Here is an 18,323-nt window from a genome sequence, read left to right as displayed (position 1 = left end):
TTTTAGTTTATTTTATAAAATTTAACTGCATTTTCCCCCATAATGGAAGCTTGTTCTGAGCTAGATAATGTGCTGATATATTGGTTCACCAAACCAAATACCTCATGGTATTTACCAGAAAGCGTGCATACAGGCCAGTCTGAACCATACATGAGTCTATCTGCTCCAAATTGTTCTAATACAAAGTCTAGGTAAGGAATAAAGTCTTCATACTTCCATTCATCCCATTTTGCCTCAGTCACCATCCCAGAAATTTTGCAAGATACATTTTCATACTGAGCGAGTTGATGGATACCTTTTTTCCAAGTATCTGTAACTTTTCCACCTATCGCGGGTTTGGCAATATGATCTAGCACAAATGCCTGCTTCGGCAATTGGGATACCGCTTCTTTTGCGGCAGCTAGCTGCTTTGGAAAAATTAAAATGTCATAGGTAAAATCAAATTTGGAAAGTAGCTCCAATCCCCTAATAAAATCCGATCTTAAAATAAATTCATCATCTGCTTCATCTTGAAGTACGTGCCTGAATCCTTTGAGAAGTGGTTGGGAAGAAAATTTTTCTAGCTTGGATTCGAGCTGAGGAGATTGTAAATCTACCCATCCTACTACACCTTTGATGATGGAGTTATCTTGCGCTAAATCTAAAAGAAATTTAGTTTCTTCATCACTTTGATCAGCTTGTACAGCTATGCATCCATCTAAGTTTGATTTTTCAAGTACTGGCTTGAGGTTATTTGGAAGAAAATCTCTTTTGAGCACAGACATGCTATCGTCAATCCATGCATGTTTTAATGGGTCATATTTCCAAAAATGTTGATGTGCGTCTATTTTTAAGGATTGTGACATGGGGTTATTTTGGGGGTTCTGAGATTAGAGATTTACAGTAGCTTTGATCACTTGTGTTTCAGGATTGATCCAACTATCAAAAACAGCCATCATTTCTTCAAAAGCTGCTTCATGCGTGATAAAAGATTCGGTAGGGAATAATTTTTCGCCTAACATATTGATCACAAAATCAAAATCCTCTTGTGTTGCATTCCTGCTGCACATGATGGTAGATTCTTTTGCGTGTATTGCAGGATGACTGAACACCAGCTCACCTTTGGATAGTCCAACAAGGACATACCTGCCACCATGGCTCATATAGTTGGGACCAGACTCTAGTGCCACTTTACTTCCAGTGGCATCGAAGACTGCTTGACAGTTTGAGCCTTCTGTCAGCACTTTGATTTCTTCATCAGCATTTTGCCCTGCAATGACTCCGTGATCTACACCGATTTGCTCTTTTGCATACTTTATTCGCTGTGGGTTGATGTCAAGTGCAATTACTGTGGCTCTTTTGATTTTTGCTATTGCCATGATAGCTAAGCCTATGGGGCCGCATCCCATCACCAGTACCTGCTCCCCTGTCTGGATATTTGCTCTTCTGATAGCATGAGCAGCGATGGCTAAAGGCTCTACAAGTGCCATTTCATTGTAGGACAAATTGGGGGTTTTGAGCAAAGACCAATTCGGTACAGCTAAGTATTCTTGCATGCCTCCATCCACATGTACACCCATGACACGCATATTGACACAGCAATTGGTTTTCCCAGACTTGCATGCGATACAATTGCCACAATGTAAATAAGGAATAAGGATTACCTTTTCTCCCTTTACAAAATCCGCCTCGTTTGGATCCTCTACGACTGCCGCTAGTTCATGGCCTAATATTCTAGGGTAAGAAAAGTACGCTTGGTTGCCAGCATATGCATGGATATCAGTACCACAAATCCCAATTTTCTTGATAGCAATCAATACTTCACCTTTTTTTGGAATAGGTTTTTGGGCTTCTTTTAAAGTGAATTTTCCAGGGTTTTCACAGACGATATATTTCATAAGTTCACTGTTGAAAAATGGAAGCCAAAATCAATTTGACTTCCATTTCACTGTGTATTTTGGTATCTATTGAGAATTTTGTTTAAAGAAATGTTAAAATAACACTTATTAGAATATTTTTCAATATGGTCAAAGGAATTCCTGAGAATTATTTCTGGTAGATTTTATAAACTAAGGCTACCTCATTTGGAGCTGCATTTGGCTTTTCAACAGTAAGATGATCATTCTCAACTTTCCATTTTACCTTTTCCTTGCTTCCTAAAAGTTCTATTTTTTTAATTTTTGGAGCATTTTGTGAAGATTTACCAAGATTTTTGATTTTTATACTTTGGTCTGGTATACCAAACACGCTAGCGTATAAGATTTTATCTTTTTGATTGAATCTGATGTCATTTGATCCAAACTTGATCTTACCTTCATTGAAACCTTGTGCACTGATAGGGTTTGATGTCTCCACAGCGGGGCCTTCACCGTAGACTACCCAAGGCCTGGTGCCAAAGATACTTTCTCCATTCACATCCATCCAGTCACCAATTTGATTGACGATTTTGATTTCTTTGTCGTCCAGAGAACCGTCTCCTTTGATAGGCACACTCAATAATAAGTTTCCATTTTTGCTTACAATGTCTATAAGAGTATGAACCACTTCCTTGGCTGACTTGTATCTGTCATTATTATAGTAATCTTCGCTATAATGCCAATTCCCAATGCAAGTACACGTTTGCCAAGGGAGTTCTTGAATTTCATTTGGAGCTCCCCTTTCTACGTCCCATACCAAGCTTTTCTTTTGGTCATCGGTAAGGATTTTCCCAAAGAGCACGGCATTTAATTTACCGTCATTTAGCTTCATGTTCTGATTGTAATAATGTGCTGCTATTTTCAAACCAGCATCAGATACTGGGTATAGCGGTAAAGCTGTATCATCGAAGTAGATGAGTTCAGGATTAAATTTATTTATCAAATCCATAGTCCTATTGTAGAAGTTTTCGCTATAGGCAACAGTGGGTAGTGAAGCACCATTTTTCCAATCCCACTGTCCATGAATGGTAGCTATATCATTGGCTTCTTCACTCAAAGGGTGATCTTGAGCATATAGTGCCTGCGGGTCAAGTCCTTCCCACCAAGTACCTTTGCCATCATCTTTGGTCAGTATTCCATCATAAGGTACGCCTTTCAGTGGCCCCTCATGATCCGATTGCTGGGCAGTCTCATACCATAGCCAAGCATGAGCTGAATGTACACTTAGTCCAAGCGGCAAGTCATTGTTTTTTGCTGCTTGAGCCCATCGCTCAATGATGTCTGTTTTTGGGCCAAGATTTACACTGTTCCATTCTTGATATTTACTGTTCCACAGATCCATATTGTCATGGTGATTGGCCATGGCAAAAAAGTATTGTGCTCCAGCTCTTTTGTACATAGCCACAAGCTTCTCTGGATCCCAATTTTCTGCTTTCCAATTGCGAATGATGTCTTTGAAGCCAAATTGTGAAGGGTGTCCATAATTTGCCGTATGCCAATTGTAGACCCTACTTCCTTGCTTGTACATTTCACGGCCATACCAATCACCTTGGCCAGGCTCACACTGAGGCCCCCAATGCGCCCAGATTCCAAACTTAGCATCCCTATACCACTCTGGGACTTCGTAGTTACTTAATGATTCCCAATTTGCCTCAAATTTCCCCGACTGTTGAGGTTCATTGTTGGGGCCAATGGGAGCATGAAAAACTTCTTGAGCATAAATCTTTGAATTTATAAAGGTTGCTAGGATGACAAGGTAGATAAAGGGTGTTTTTAGGTTATTTTTCATGATTGAAAGGGATATGTTTTTCGTTTTGGGAATTAGAATTAGGCTTGGACAAGTGGAAGATTCTTTTCATAATGGTCCATTTATCACCTTCTTTTGCCCAAGGGAGTGGTTCTTGATATTGATTCATTATAGTTTCCCACTCCTGTACTTTATGATTGGAAGCATCCATTTGGGCTTTTTTGATAAAGGAAAAGTTAGGTTCAGTTTCTATCACCATGACCAGCCTATTTCCTGTTCGGAATATCTCCATTGAATTAATTCCTGACTCAAAAATGCTTTGTTTGATTTCGGGCCATGACTCTTTATGCCAATCCTCATAAGCAGAGATGTATTGAGGGTCATCTTTTAGATCAATGGCAAGATAATGTTTCTTCATTTTGGGTTTGAATAAGTTTGGAGTAGGTAATGTTAAGCTAAAATCTGTTGCCATTCCAGTCAAACGTTTGTTTTGAAGCTAGATAGTCTACGTCTTTGTCAGCAAAAAGAATTCAAATTAGGTGGTATTAGCAGGCTTATCACAACTGAAAAATGGAATATTATACTTTTGATTGAAACTTGGAGCAGATATTATGAAGGAATTTTATATCTTGAATATCCTATGACTATGCATAAGAAGAGAGTAAGTATAAGAGATCTTGCTAAAGTATTGGGGGTAACACCTTCCACTATTTCTAGAGCACTCAATGGACACGAGAGTATCAGCGTATCCAGAAGGGATCAAATTGTTCAATTGGCCAAAGAATTAGGCTACAGGCCTAATCAAATAGCCAAAAGTATGGTCTCTAACAAAACTTTTACTATTGGCTTACTTCTTCCTGAGTTTACCCACAATTACTTTAATAACATTCTTGCAGGTATCGAAAGTGTATCATTTCAGAAGGGTTATCAACTTTTTATCTGTACTTCAGACGAACTCAAAGAGAAAGAGGAAAAGTCATGCATGGCTTTTTTAAATACTAGAGTCGATGGCGTCTTGGCTGCGGTAGGGAATGATTCGGATGATTTGAGTCATTTTGAGACAGTCATAGAAGATGGGACGCCTTTGGTACTTCTTGATAGAATTTGTGAAGACCTGAATACTTCTTACGTAGTCACTGACGACTTTCAAGGATCATTGGATGCGGTTCAGTATTTGGTTCAAACGGGTTGTAAGCAAATCCTGCACATCAAAGGGCCCGAATATATCTCGACTAGTTTCAATAGGTACTTGGGATATGTGGAAGGTTTGAAGAAAAATAATATTCCCCTTGAAGAAAATTTGATTTTGATGGGTGAGGATGAGCAATTTGAGAAGAAGCTCAATCAAATCTTTGACGAATTTGAAGTGGATGGGATTTTTGCCTTTAGCGACTATTATGCATATGATGCTATCAAAGTATTGCAAAAGCGAGGTATTGGCATTCCTGATGAAGTTTCTGTCATCGGCTATGCTGATGAGCCTATAGCACAATATATAAGCCCACAACTTTCTACAGTAAAGCAACCCGCTTTTGAAATTGGCAAGCATGCTGCTGAAATTTTATTCAAAATGATAGAAGAAAAAAACACCACGATAATGTCAAAACAGCTGGAAACAACCCTAGTGATTAGAGAATCTACTCGATAAATGATTGCAAAGGCAATAAGGCTTGACTCCCCCCATAAAATTTAGTATCGATACGATACAAACCAGTCTAATGATGTTTGGATGAATGATTTGGTTTTTTTTATTTTAATTTTAAATTTCCTTACTTTTTTCGATTACCATGATGATCTCCTCATCTTGTATTAACTTTGTTCTCATGCTAAAGCAAATAAATACCCTAATCATCAAAGAACTCACTTTGGAGTGGAGGCAAAAGTATGCCTTGAACGGGATACTTTTGTATGTGATATCGGCGGTATTTATTACCTACTTGAGCGTAGGTGCAAAGCAAGGAAACATCGGGGTGCCTACATGGAATGCTTTGTATTGGATCATCATTTTGTTTTCGGCGGTCAATGCAGTGGCAAAGAGTTTTGTGCAGGAGCATCAAGGAAGGCAGTTATACTATTACATGATCGCATCCCCAGAGTCGATTATCATTTCTAAAATGATATACAATTCGATTTTGACTTTAGTATTGGCTTTGTTGGGCTATTTGGTTTTCTCTATCATATTAGGCAATCCAGTAGAAGATCAAGGGCTATTTTTGCTGAATTTGGTCTTAGGCTCATTGGGATTTTCGGCTTGCCTCACGATGGTTTCGGCGATTGCTTCCAAAGCAAGCAATAATGCAACATTGATGGCTATCTTAAGTTTCCCAGTAATCATCCCCATACTTCTGATGGCTATAAGGGTGTCAAAAAATGCAATAGATGGCCTAGATTGGAGTGTAAGTTTAGATAAAATCATTACCCTGATGGCTATCAATGCAATCATTTCTGCTACAGCTTACATTTTATTTCCATACCTGTGGAGAAGTTGAGAATTTCTTTTTGATATCAGATGTCAGGTTTAGGAAAAGTTTGGTAAGGTGAACTATTTTTCAATGAATTGAAATTACATCATGTAGTCGAAGCATTTTAGTATTCTACTTCTTTGGTTTCTTGATTTAGCATTTCCCATTAGGAATTGATGTCTTATCGATATTTCGTGGGCACCTCTAGTTTGAATTCCAATATTAGAAATCATGAAGTCGTAGCTATATCCAATTTTCACACCTGAATCAAGGGCAAGACCAAGTAGAAAGATTATCGAATCTTGATTTGGCATGTTTCTGACACCAGGAATTCCCCTATAGCTGACCCCCGAAATTACTCCTTTATATATTGCTTGGGTACCTAGATCAAGTTGTTTGAACGGAGCTTGATTTTTATAATTCACCAACAAGGAGACCTGATTGTCATAAGTTGATCCCCAATATCCATTCGATCCTAATGGTAAAGTGTATCCACCATGTACACTCCATTTCATGGGGAGGTATCCAAAGTCTTGGCTTGGATAGAAACTCAAACTAGGTCTGTTGATGTGATGGGTAGAGACACCGAGCCAGAAGCTGTTTCCCGTCAGTAGTCCTCCGAAGGAAATATCAAGATACGTGTAAGGGTCAAAATCTGGAAGATTATCTATGGTGTTTTGATTGATAGATCTCGAAAATAAATCTATTTGGTCTCCAAAAATAATGTTGTCAAGTGCGGCATTTCTTCTCACTAGTCCCAATTGGGTACCCATTCTAAAATTCATAGATTCGCTTAAACGAAGGTTATATGCATAAAACATCGAAAAATCCGTAGTGCTAATGTTGAAATTAGATTCACGGAATGAGTTTATAGCTATACCAAAACCACTTCTAAGGTCATAGCTGTAATGGTCAAAATATGCTGAGTATGAATTGAAATCATGCCCCAATCCAGGCCATTGCTTTCGGTAATTGGCACCTACCCTGGTCAGCTCCGTGCTACCTGTAAGTGCTGGATTGAGAAATAATGGTGCGGCATAAAATTGAGAATAATGAAAGTCCTGAGCTTTCAATATACTGCTGCATATCAATGATATTGTGAATAGTATCAAAGCTTGTTTTTTCATCATCTTAATAGTAAAAATACCCCAGTCATTTGTTGTTTTCTCCCATCAAGAGTCTTGAACTCTAGGCGGTACACGTAGTTCCCAGCTTGGGCTTCTGTACCAGATATGGTTCCATCCCAGCCGTCTGACATCATGTCCTTTGTATAATAAATGTTTTCTCCCCATTTATTGAGTATCCAAAACTCTAAAGATTCAATATGGAGGAATTTTGGAAAGTAGAAATCATTGGTTCCGTCACCATTTGGGGTAAATGCATCTGGGATTTTCAGAAAATAATCATAAACCTGTATTGTTCGACTTGTCGTCAAGTAGCATCCATATATATCAGTGACTCTCAGTGTTATTTCATATTCTCCTTCTGCCTGATATTGATGAGTTGGGTTCTCCTCAAAGCTATAATTGCCATCCCCGAAGTCCCAATGAAATGTTAGGATATCACCAAATGATTTGTTTAAAAACTGAATTTCATGATTTACCAGATGAGTCTGATAGCTTTCAAAGCTTGCAGATTCTATTCCTATCTCTAGAATAACATCCGAAAGTACTATTTCAAAAGATTCACGCCTAATACATCCATGACCATCAATGACCTCAACTGCATATAAACCAGCTTGGTTGGTTTGCATATTATATCCGTTTTGATTTACTTCACCACCTGACCAATTTATAGTATAAGGAGCTACTCCACCAGATATCGACAGCTCTATTTCTTCTTGAATCAATCTGGGTTCGCATGTGATATTGGTTCGTCTGATAGCTGATAATTGAAGAGGTTCTGGTCGTTTTACGGAGAAGACACTAGAGGATTGACATCCATTTGCATCTGTCACAGTAAGGCTATATTGACCCTTATTGAGGCTTAGCAAATCTTTTGAAATACTTCCATTACTCCACAAATAGGTAAAAGGGGGAGTGCCACCGGAAATTTCTATATTGATTGCACCACTTGATGGTATATTACAGTCTAATGCATCTGTCACAGCGCTCTCTATCACCAATAATCCAGGCTCTATGATATTGAATACACTCCTGATTTCGCAGGCTGTATCATCGGTAATGGTAACACCATATGTTCCTGATGACAAATTGAACAATTCGCTTTTGTCTTCTCCATGATCCCACCGAACACTTGGCTGTCCCACACCTCCTTCGAAGTTCAGTTTGATATAGCCATCGTTCTTTCCAAAGCATGATATTTGCCGTAATTCTGGAGATATTCTAAATAGAGGTGCATCTTCGATGATGATCGTCTCCGATTTGATACATCCAATTTGGTCGATTATTTGGACAATGTATGTGCCTGGTCCCAAATTTTGCTGACTAGGCTGTGTAGAGTTGTTGCTCCATATGATTTGATATGGAGGCTCACCTCCTGTGATGTTCAAATTGATAAAACCATCATTGGCATCATAGCAAGAAATATCACCTTTGGTATGCTCAATTAGTAAGGGAGTGTCTGGTTCTGAGATCGTTACTTGGCTGGATTCTAATTGGCAACCATTCGAATCTGTGATAGTCAAAATATAATTTCCTGCTGGAGCATTTTCCAAGTGCAATGACATGGTATTAAGTAATTCGCCATCCTTTTGCCACTGATAACTGTATGGAGGCACTCCTCCACCCACAGACATGTAGATAGCCCCTGTACTTAGTCCAGCGCAAAGAATGTCTACAGTATTTTCTATATTTAAGGCCAACGGCAAAGGCTCTGTCAAGGTATAGCTTTGGCTGATTTGACAGCCTACACCATCATCAACTGATAGTGTATAAGTTCCACTAAATAAATTTTGAATGTAAGGTTCTCTCGATACAAAGCCATTAGGGCCTATCCAAGAGAACGTGTAATTTCCATCTCCACCTTGTATGATGGGGTTGATATATCCATCGTGTTGACCAGCACAGCTAATCGCATAACCAGAGTAGTCTGAAATGGTGGAAGTCATCGAAAGCCTCGGGTACACTGTGATCCTATATGAACTCGGTACACCAGAGCAATTTCCTCCAACGGATGTGCTAGCCATTACCATGTACTCTACCACGACTGGAGCAGACGAGTTGTTAATCAATGTCTGTATGGGGATCCTGTTTCCTGTGCCGCTTGGGATTACTCCTTCGATCCCATTCGCTTTCGCTTCCCATGAAAACTCCGCCCCATTGACGTCTGAGCTGATTTGGATTTCTTGGGAGGCTTCGCCACTACAAAGACTTTGTTCGCCAATAGAGAAGTTCACAGATGGAGAAGGCAATATGGTAACCTCAAGTTCAAAGTCATCTCCTTTGCAATCATTCAAATATGGAGTGATTGTGTATAAAACTTTGAGTGGTGTGTTTGTAATATTTCTAAGAGTTTGATTGATACTTGGAGATCCAATAGACTGATCGATACTCCCAATGATTCCCGGATTTGAGTCGACTGTCCAAGTATATGTCATTCCTTGAATACCAGAGATAGGAAAATAATTGATTGGTTGGTCACTACAGATTTCCAGTTGATCATTCTGAAGAACAGGTTCTGGGTGTACGGTGATCTTATATTGAGTAGGTGTGATTCTACAGTCTCCTGCTGAAGGGCCTTCTATAGTAGCAGTATATACCAGCTCTTGCACCGTTCCGGTTTTGTTTATCAAGGTCTGTGCTGGAATAGAGCCAGTTCCAGTCGTCTGAGTCACTCCTTCGACATCAGTAATAGCTAATGTCCAGCTTACATCTTCACCTACTGGATTTGTAATGATGTTTACCAGATTAGATGTTTCACCTGAGCATATATTTTGATCGCTTTGATCAAAACTTATGGAAGGCGCGGGGTTTACTTTTACGGTAAATTCATCCGAGATGACACAGCCTGTTCGTGTGTTTGTTACTTGCAGGTAGAATGTGGTAGTTTGCTGTGGTGTGGCCGTTGGGTTATGGATATTAAAGTTCGAAATGTTGACATAAGGAGAAGACGACCATCTATACGTATGATTTTCTTCAAAGCTAACCTGACTACCTAGTGCTATAGTTTCTCCAAAGCATGCTTCTATATCTTCTCCCAGATCGAGAATGGGATAATCATTGATTGTGATCTCCTGAGTGATCTCGGTGGTACCACAAATATTTGTGACTGCAAGTGTAACTTTCTTCGTTCCAGATCCAGTAAAGGTAACTTCTCCAGGTATCATAGAAGATGAGGAGGACGGAGTCCCGTCTTCGAATGTCCACAAGTATGATGTCTGCTCATCCCCACAAGAGGCTACAGAGGCAGATGGTCTGATTGGCGATGAGCCACATATACTTTGAGGCAAGTTGAGATTTACTGTGGGAGCGGCAGCGATTACCACACTCTTAGTTTCTCGATAGACGCCACAAGAGCTTACTGCATTTAGTGTGATACTGTATTCACCTGGGCTATTGAATTCGATTTCTGCCTCAGGAGAACTGTCATTTCCAGTGGTATATGACCAGGTTGCATTTACACCACATCCTCTTGATTGGGAAATAGACCAAGTGAACATGTCATTTTCGCAAAGCTCTAGTACATTGGAAATATTTTTTAATTTGACCGTGGATGGTCCACATTGGTTATTTTGCTCTATTTCGAACTTGGGTTCAGGAGTGGGAAGTACACAAATGGTTTTCTCTGTTACTTCACTTCCGCATCTATTTCCTGTGGTCAGTTTAATCGTATATGTACCTGGCTCGGTGAACAAGGGTTGGATATTTTCAGTACCACTTACCCATGAGTTTACGGAATTTGGATTGATCATACTTCCCATTGATCCACTGGATAGACTCCATCCTGTAGAAGGAGTTATTTCCCATACATTCTTTGGTCTTGAGCATTGTCCATTGGTGCTTATATCGTCTCCAGATCGTGAAATATTGGAGATGTTGACACCATTATTTACACACAACACATCGTTTGGAATGTGAATTTCAGGTGCTGGGGTTCCAGATACGTAAATTGGGACTACTGTAGCAAGAGATCCAGAGCATGGGTTTTCTGCTACTATAGTGACAAAGAAAGAGTTAGGGAACAAGCTGTTAGAATTTTCATTGCAAGATCCGCGTTCAAAGGTATGCGTTACAGATTTGGGGGCAGGATGTTGGAAAATCTGTGGATTGCTAGGATCATCTGAAAAGGTCACAATATACCGTGTTCCTATTGGGTTGTTATCAGTACCAGATATGGGGAAGGTTATTGAAGACCCTGTACAGACATTGGTATTACCTGGATTTCCTAGACCTACAGCAGGATTTCCTCCTACAAAAACACCATATTTCTTCGTCGCTGTGCAGCCAGTGGATGATGTTATAGAGTAAGTTATGTCATAAATTCCCATGGGATAGGTATGACTAAGTTCACTCCAGTTTTGTAAAGTTGCCAGAGGAGATCCATCGCCCCAGTCGATGGTGTACGTTTCATTGTTGAGGGCGGTACTTGAAGTATTGTAAAATGTAAAAGTTGAATTACTATTTTCGCACATGACGAAGTAGGTGATATTGTCAAAGGTGACAATATTAGAATCAGCACTCATGTCTAAGCTGGGGATTCTTTGTATCTCCAGGGTTTGGATGCGGGTGCCAGTATTACCCTCTTCATCTGTTACAGTCAAGCTTACAGAAACGGTTTGTGTTCCGATACCTACGATGTTATAGGTGTGAGTAGGGTTTCTTTGATCTGATACATTACCATCTCCAAAGTTCCAAGCGTATGACAATTGAGTGCCCAAAGGAGATCTGTGAAAAAATCGGACTGTTTGATTTCCACAAGTGTTTGAATGGGTAAAGTCGAAATCAACTTCTAGGCTTAAAGGTAGATTAGCTTTTTGACCAACTTTTAACGCCATTAGCTGAAACGAAAAGATAGAAAACAGCATTAATCCAAGAAATAGAATGTTTCTTTTGGTAAAAGCTTGATTCATAGATTAATCTGAGGTAAAAATATGGTACAAAAGGGTGTTAAGTATCTGATGTTTACAGATTTGTAAATATTAAAAATTAGTTTTTTAATTCCATGGAAAACCTAAAAAAGTGGTAAACTTTGGTCATAATTGGTGATTTAGAAGAATATATTATTGAATCAGTAGATTCTAGCCAATCTGAATTTTGTATTCTTAAAATTCAATATTGCTTTATTTTTTCAGCAGGCAAGGCTTTTCAAATATCTCATAAAAAAGGCAAGAATCAGGAAGTTATACCTTATTTTTGCACTCGAAATGCTAGAGGTAGATGTAAATACTTGAGCCTTTTGCTGGGCTTTTTCTTACTGTAAAGCCTTTCAAAGTAGTGTCGTTCTGTTTGCAAGTCTTTTTTGAAGTGAATTCAGCTTAGACTTAAAAATCAAATAAAGATAAATATTAACACATGAAATTTAGCTGGTGGAAAATTTTGACCATATTATTGTTGGCCTACACCATCATTGGGGGTCTAGTATTAGACGTTCCGAGACTACCTATTCTTAACGAAACCATAAGAGCTTTATACTTTCATGTCACCATGTGGTTTGGGATGATCATCATGCTAGTCGTGGCAGTAATATACAGCATCAAGTACCTTCGCACCAATGATCTCCGTCATGATGATATTGCGATAGAATTCACCAATGCAGCCATTTTATTTGGTGTATTAGGTATAGTCACAGGCATGCTATGGGCCAAATTTACATGGGGAGATTACTGGAGTGGAGATCCCAAACAAAATGCCTCAGCGATAGGTTTGCTAATGTACTTTGCTTACTTGATCTTACGCAATTCTCTTACAGATGTACAGCAAAGGGCTAGGATAGGTGGAGTATACAATATTTTTGCATTTGCAGCATTTATACCCCTAATATTCGTTTTGCCAAGACTTACAGATAGCTTACATCCAGGCAATGGAGGAAATCCAGGCTTCAATGCCTACGATATGGATAGCAATCTTCGTATGGTTTTCTATCCAGCGGTAATTGGATGGACTCTTTTGGGCACATGGATGAGTTTGATCAGGGTAAGGTTAAAAAGAATTGAGAGAAGAATTGAAGATAAATTGATAAATCAAGTATCATGAAGAAGTTAATAGTAATCTTGTTTTTCTTGGTCAGCTTGCAAGGTATGGCTCAGGAAAAAATAGCAATCACCGAAGAAGATTATCAAAATTCCAGTATAGAAATGGCAGACGTAATGCGCTCGGAAGGGAAAATTTACGTATTAGTGGGGATAATTGGGATTGTTTTCGGTGGAATCTTGGTTTATATCATAAGTACTGATCGTAAGATCGCTAGATTGGAAAAATTGGTACAGGAGGGGAAGTAAATTCAATTAAAGATCATTTTCAATATGAAAAAGGGACATATATTAGGACTGGGAGTTATAGCTATAGCCATAGTCATTATTATTTCTATGCTGGGTGATGCAAGTACATACGAAAGCTTTGCCACAGCCAAAGCGATGAAGGCAAAAGGAGAAGACAAAGCTATACATGTAGTGGGGCAACTTAAAAAGAACGCTTCTGGCGCAGTAGAAGGAATTGAAGTGAATGAAGATAAGACATCTTTTTATTTTTTGATGGTCGATAATGACGGAACCGAACAGCGCGTTTTTTACAATGAACCTGTGCCAGCTGATTTTCACAGGTCAGAACAAGTAGTCGTGATAGGAGGCTACAAAAATGATGAGATATTCATGGCAGACAAAATCTTGATGAAATGTCCATCCAAATATCAAGAAAACGAGGTGAGCACGGCGGGAATGTAAATCTGAAAATTTAGAAATTATGATTAATACCTTTGTGGGTAATTTAGGTCATATGGCTACTATACTTGCTTTTGTAAGTGCAGTGCTTACGGCCTTCTCTTATTATAAATACTATCAAGCAAATGAGCTTGACAAAGCCAACTGGAGAAATTTTAGTCGCGTAATGTTTTACATACACTCAGTAGCATCTGTGACTGTAGCGATTTCACTCTTTGAAATTATTTACAATCACAGATTCGAGTATTTTTATGCCTATTCGCACTCCTCCTCGGCGCTTCCTGTTCACTATATGATCTCTAGTTTTTGGGAGGGGCAAGAAGGAGCATTTATTCTTTGGATCTTCTGGAATGTGGTGCTAGGCTTGGTAGTCATACATACCAACAAAGCTTGGGAAGGACCTGTGATGATTGTTTTTGCTTTGGTGCAAGCATTTTTGGTTTCCATGATATTAGGCGTTGTGATTGGAGATTTGAAGATTGGTAGCTCTCCATTCATTTTACTGAGAGATGCAGTCTCTGCTCCGATCTTCCAGATCAACCCTGACTTTGTTCCAGAAGATGGAACAGGACTGAACCCGCTACTGCAGAACATTTGGATGGTCATTCATCCTCCCACTTTGTTTTTGGGCTATGCGAGTACCTTAGTGCCTTTTGCATTTCTTATGGCAGGCTTGGCCACAAAGCGATATGCTGAGTGGATTCGACCAGCTTTACCATGGGCGATTTTCTCTGCCATGATCTTAGGAATGGGAATCATCATGGGTGCTTATTGGGCTTATGTTACCCTGAACTTTGGTGGGTATTGGAACTGGGATCCAGTAGAGAATGCCGTCTATGTTCCGTGGTTGATTTTAGTGGCAGGGATTCACACCATGATTACATACAAGAAAAGTGCTACAGCACTGAAGACCTCCATTGTACTCGTAATTTCCTCTTTTATCCTTGTGCTTTATGCTACATTTTTGGTAAGAAGTGGAGTCTTAGGTGATTCGTCTGTACACTCTTTTACTGACTTGGGTTTGTCAGGTCAATTGTTGATATACATGCTGTTCTTTTTGGCTATGGCTATTTTCTTGGCCGTAAGGTCTTGGAAGCATATACCAAGCTCGGAAAGGGAAGCTTCAGTCTATTCAAGAGAGTTTTGGATATTTATAGGAGCGACCACTTTAGGGCTTATGGCATTTCAAGTCATTCTTCCTACGTCTATTCCTGTATGGAATGCAATAGTGGAAAGCTTCGGTGGTATATCAAATATGGCACCTCCAGCCGATCAAGTAGGTTTCTATACCAAGTTTCAGTTGTGGTTTGCCGTTGTCCTAGCTTTATTGACAGCTGTGGGTCAGTTTTTTTGGTGGAAAAAGATGGATGCAAAGACATTGAAAGAGACACTAGTCACTCCATATGTCATTTCTGTATTGCTTTCAGCAGGGATTATTGTCTTGGGCAAAGTGTACAATGTAAGCTACATGGTGGTCGTGATGGCAGGTACTTTCACGATTGTTGCCAATGCCACGATCTTGAGTAAGTTGCTCAAAAAGTCTACATTTAAGCTTGCAGGAGGTTCATTGGCACATATAGGTCTTGGAATGATATTGATAGGGGTGATGTTTTCCTCTGGATACTCGCAAGTCATCTCTCAAAATTTGTCAGGATTGACATACAGAAATGATTTCGAAGATGAAGTGAACAAGGAGCATGCCTTGCTATGGATCAATAAACCAACACAAATCAAAGAGTACACAGCCATTTACAGAGGAAGACAGAAGAAAGTTGTAGGTGTGCCAGGACTTGTCTATGCTAAGCTGCTCAAGCCAACAGAACAAGTCAATCAAGCCATAGCTTTAGCTGATATAGTTGTGAACGGAAAGACTTACCACAGAGAGGGTGAGTTTGTAGATATTGTGCTAGAAGAAAACGATTACTTCAAAATCGATTACTATCAAGAAGATGAATTTAAGTTTTCGCTAAGCCCAATGGCACAATACAATTCATCTATGGGATTACTTTCTTCTCCAGATTCAAGGAGATTTCTTGACAAAGATCTATATACCTTCGTATCGGTGATCAGTGATCTTGAAGATCCAGAGTGGAGAGAGGATGAAACTTATGAAGTATCTCCAGGAGAACTGGTGCATATCTCAGACATGGTGACTAAGCTCGAAAGCGCAGATGTGGTCACTGAATTGGATGGTATGCAGCTTTTTGATGGTGATGTTGCAGTAAAGGCTAGGCTTGTAGTGCAAGATTACGATGTAGAGAAAGTTCTAGAGCCTATATTTATCATCCGAAACAATCAGGTAGGCAGAATCCCAGTGATCGATGATGAACTCGGTGTGAAAGTAGAGCTGACCAACATCATTCCTGAGGAGAACAAGTTTATCTTTACCGTAAATAGGACTCAAAAGGATTACGTCGTACTCAAGGCAATGATCAAGCCTCAGATCAACATACTTTGGGCAGGTACCATTATCATGCTCATTGGATTCTGTGTAGCAATATACAGAAGGTATGATGAGTTTTCGAAGATGCGAGACAAAGGGGTGGAATAGTAAGGTTATATTCTTTATCTTTCAGGATGAACTATAAGATAGCTGTATTGGGTACTGGAAATGTGGCTACTCACCTCGTACCAGCGCTAGAGCATGCTGGTCATACGGTCACTGAGGTATATGGTAGAGATCTACTATCAGCATCCAAAGTCTGTGACAAAGTATATGTAGCAGAAGCCAAAGATGATCTTGATTTTTCCGAAAGTGAAGCAAAGCTTTTCATCTTAGCTGTGAGCGATAGTGCGATTTCCGAGATTGCAGATGAGATCATCTTGCCAGAAGGTAGTATTCTAGTCCATACCTCTGGCACAGTGCCTTTGAGTATATTGGGGTATAGTTCAGCTTCCTATACAGGTATCCTCTATCCTTTACAGACTTTTTCCAAAGGAAGAGAGATAGACTTTGATGATGTCCCATTTCTAGTGGAGTCAGAAGATCAAGAGACCTTGCAACATTTGAAAAAGGTGGCTAAAAGTCTGTCAGACCAAGTATATGTGGTCAAATCTAAAGATAGGCTGGCTCTTCATGTTGCGGCCGTATTTGCAAGTAACTTTACCAATCATATGCTTCGCCTATCAGAAGAGATCATGGGTAGACAAGGCTTGGATTTTGAAATGCTCAAGCCACTGATCATCGAGTCAATCAGCAAAAGCTTAGAGATAGGAGCCAAACGTGCTCAAACTGGCCCTGCAATCCGTGGAGATTATAATACACTTGATAATCATTTTCAATTCTTGAATTACAACGAGCAAGTAGCCGAAATATATCGACTGATTTCGCAGGATATCATTGATGTGAATTGATAAAGTATTTTTGACACTGATCTTATCGATGTAGATACAAGAAGTGTTGTTATGTTTACTAAAAAAATTAAAACCATTGAAGCATTACTTATCTCCAATGGTTTTGTTTTTTAAAATACCCTTATCCAGCTCAAAATACAATTAGTGATTCCAAGTACCGAATTTACCAGCTTGATAATCCTGATATGCTTGCAGGATCTCTTGCTGTGTATTCATCACAAAGGGACCTTGAGCTACCATAGGTTCGTTGAAAGGTAGTGCATGGCCAAGTATAATGATGGCGTCTTCTGTAGCTTCTACATTCACAGCTTCACCTTCCTGATTGAATTCCACAAGATTTCTATACTTTATAAGCTCCCCATTTACTTTGACTGTGCCTTTTACGACATAGAAAAAAATGTTTTCTTCTTGAGGGATATTTTTGGTAAATCTTCCACCAGTATTCATATGTATGGTACTCATCGTAATGGGAGAGAGGGTTTCGAAAGAACCTTTTTTCTCTTCCCATTCACCAGCTATCAGTTGTACATTTACTTTGCCTTCGTCGAGCTTGAAGTTTGTGATTTCATCTTTTTGAAGACCCAAATACCTTGGCTTGGTCATTTTATACTTTGCTGGTAGGTTGACCCACAATTGCAATATTTCTAAATCACCTCCTTCTTTCTTAAATTTATCAGAGCTCACTTCAGCATGTATCAGTCCACTTCCTGCGGTCATCCATTGTACACCTCCGGCTTCGATTACAGACTCATGTCCACCAGAGTCTTTGTGCATGATATCACCTTCAAGGATAAATGTCACCGTCTCCATGCCTCTATGAGGATGAGGGCCAAATGGCAGCCCGTGGTTGTTTTTGGGGTAAGTTTGGTGACCATGATGATTCAAGAATATAAATGGGTCAATTTGGGAAAGTTTTGCTGAAGGTAATGGGTTGTAAGTAATAAGGTCAGCGATTGGGTGATATGAAGCAGCATGTATGTTTTTGATCGTTCTCATAGCTTGTAATTAATGTATATACATGTAATGTA

General features: G+C 39.4%; 14 protein-coding genes. 7 read left to right on the top strand and 7 right to left on the bottom strand.

Annotation, left to right across the window (positions count from 1 at the left end; translation table 11 throughout):
• Positions 1 to 2 precede the first annotated feature (2 nt).
• The 4 genes from MM214_RS05770 to MM214_RS05755 form a co-directional block, all read right to left on the bottom strand.
• Positions 3 to 845 (bottom strand): amidohydrolase family protein, encoded by an 843-nt coding sequence (locus MM214_RS05770; protein WP_241293052.1) that lies wholly within the window; start codon positions 843 to 845, stop codon positions 3 to 5.
• 24 nt (positions 846 to 869) lie between these two features.
• A complete protein-coding gene (locus tag MM214_RS05765) occupies positions 870 to 1,877 on the bottom strand; it encodes a zinc-binding alcohol dehydrogenase family protein (protein WP_241293051.1) in 1,008 nt (335 codons plus the stop codon).
• A 148-nt stretch (positions 1,878 to 2,025) separates the two neighbouring features.
• Complete coding sequence (locus tag MM214_RS05760) at positions 2,026 to 3,684, bottom strand: alpha-L-fucosidase (protein ID WP_241293050.1); 1,659 nt, start codon at positions 3,682 to 3,684, stop codon at positions 2,026 to 2,028.
• Entirely contained in the window at positions 3,674 to 4,060 is a 387-nt protein-coding gene (locus MM214_RS05755; RefSeq protein ID WP_241293048.1) for an L-rhamnose mutarotase, read from the bottom strand. Before MM214_RS05755 ends, MM214_RS05760 begins: the two co-directional genes overlap by 11 nt.
• Before the next feature lie 228 nt (positions 4,061 to 4,288).
• Between MM214_RS05755 and MM214_RS05750 the strand changes: the two genes are divergently transcribed.
• Complete coding sequence (locus MM214_RS05750; protein WP_241293046.1) at positions 4,289 to 5,290, top strand: LacI family DNA-binding transcriptional regulator; 1,002 nt, start codon at positions 4,289 to 4,291, stop codon at positions 5,288 to 5,290.
• Positions 5,291 to 5,465: 175 nt separating this feature from the next.
• A complete protein-coding gene (locus MM214_RS05745; RefSeq protein ID WP_241293044.1) occupies positions 5,466 to 6,131 on the top strand; it encodes a heme exporter protein CcmB in 666 nt (221 codons plus the stop codon).
• Between the two features lie 74 nt (positions 6,132 to 6,205).
• Here MM214_RS05745 and MM214_RS05740 read toward each other — a convergent pair whose 3' ends face one another.
• Positions 6,206 to 7,234 (bottom strand): PorP/SprF family type IX secretion system membrane protein, encoded by a 1,029-nt coding sequence (locus MM214_RS05740; protein WP_241293042.1) that lies wholly within the window; start codon positions 7,232 to 7,234, stop codon positions 6,206 to 6,208.
• On the bottom strand, positions 7,231 to 12,135 hold the full coding sequence (locus MM214_RS05735; RefSeq protein WP_241293040.1) for a PKD domain-containing protein: 4,905 nt from the start codon (positions 12,133 to 12,135) through the stop codon (positions 7,231 to 7,233). The genes MM214_RS05740 and MM214_RS05735 overlap by 4 nt, the downstream gene beginning before the upstream one ends.
• A 442-nt stretch (positions 12,136 to 12,577) precedes the next feature.
• Between MM214_RS05735 and ccsA (MM214_RS05730) the strand changes: the two genes are divergently transcribed.
• Genes ccsA (MM214_RS05730) through MM214_RS05710 form a run of 5 tightly spaced genes read left to right on the top strand, consistent with a single transcriptional unit; the run spans position 12,578 to position 17,295 of the window.
• Positions 12,578 to 13,258 (top strand): cytochrome c biogenesis protein CcsA, encoded by a 681-nt coding sequence (gene ccsA, locus MM214_RS05730; RefSeq protein ID WP_241293038.1) that lies wholly within the window; start codon positions 12,578 to 12,580, stop codon positions 13,256 to 13,258.
• Positions 13,255 to 13,503 (top strand): CcmD family protein, encoded by a 249-nt coding sequence (locus MM214_RS05725; RefSeq protein ID WP_241293028.1) that lies wholly within the window; start codon positions 13,255 to 13,257, stop codon positions 13,501 to 13,503. The genes ccsA (MM214_RS05730) and MM214_RS05725 overlap by 4 nt, the downstream gene beginning before the upstream one ends.
• Before the next feature lie 24 nt (positions 13,504 to 13,527).
• Positions 13,528 to 13,944 carry a cytochrome c maturation protein CcmE domain-containing protein gene (locus tag MM214_RS05720; RefSeq protein ID WP_241293026.1) on the top strand — a complete coding sequence of 139 codons (417 nt, stop codon included), beginning with the start codon at positions 13,528 to 13,530 and terminating at the stop codon, positions 13,942 to 13,944.
• Between the two features lie 19 nt (positions 13,945 to 13,963).
• The gene (gene ccsA, locus MM214_RS05715; protein ID WP_241293024.1) at positions 13,964 to 16,492 is read left to right on the top strand and encodes a cytochrome c biogenesis protein CcsA; all 2,529 of its coding nucleotides are present in this window, start codon (positions 13,964 to 13,966) and stop codon (positions 16,490 to 16,492) included.
• A 26-nt stretch (positions 16,493 to 16,518) separates the two neighbouring features.
• A complete protein-coding gene (locus MM214_RS05710; protein ID WP_241293017.1) occupies positions 16,519 to 17,295 on the top strand; it encodes a Rossmann-like and DUF2520 domain-containing protein in 777 nt (258 codons plus the stop codon).
• Positions 17,296 to 17,436: 141 nt separating this feature from the next.
• Here the strand turns inward: MM214_RS05710 and MM214_RS05705 are convergent, their stop codons facing one another.
• Positions 17,437 to 18,291, bottom strand: coding sequence for a pirin family protein (locus MM214_RS05705; protein ID WP_241293015.1), 855 nt, complete (start codon positions 18,289 to 18,291; stop codon positions 17,437 to 17,439).
• Positions 18,292 to 18,323: the final 32 nt, after the last annotated feature.

Source organism: Belliella kenyensis (assembly GCF_022549675.1).
Taxonomy (GTDB): Bacteria; Bacteroidota; Bacteroidia; order Cytophagales; family Cyclobacteriaceae; genus Belliella; species Belliella kenyensis.
This window is presented reverse-complemented; position numbering and strand designations above follow the sequence as displayed.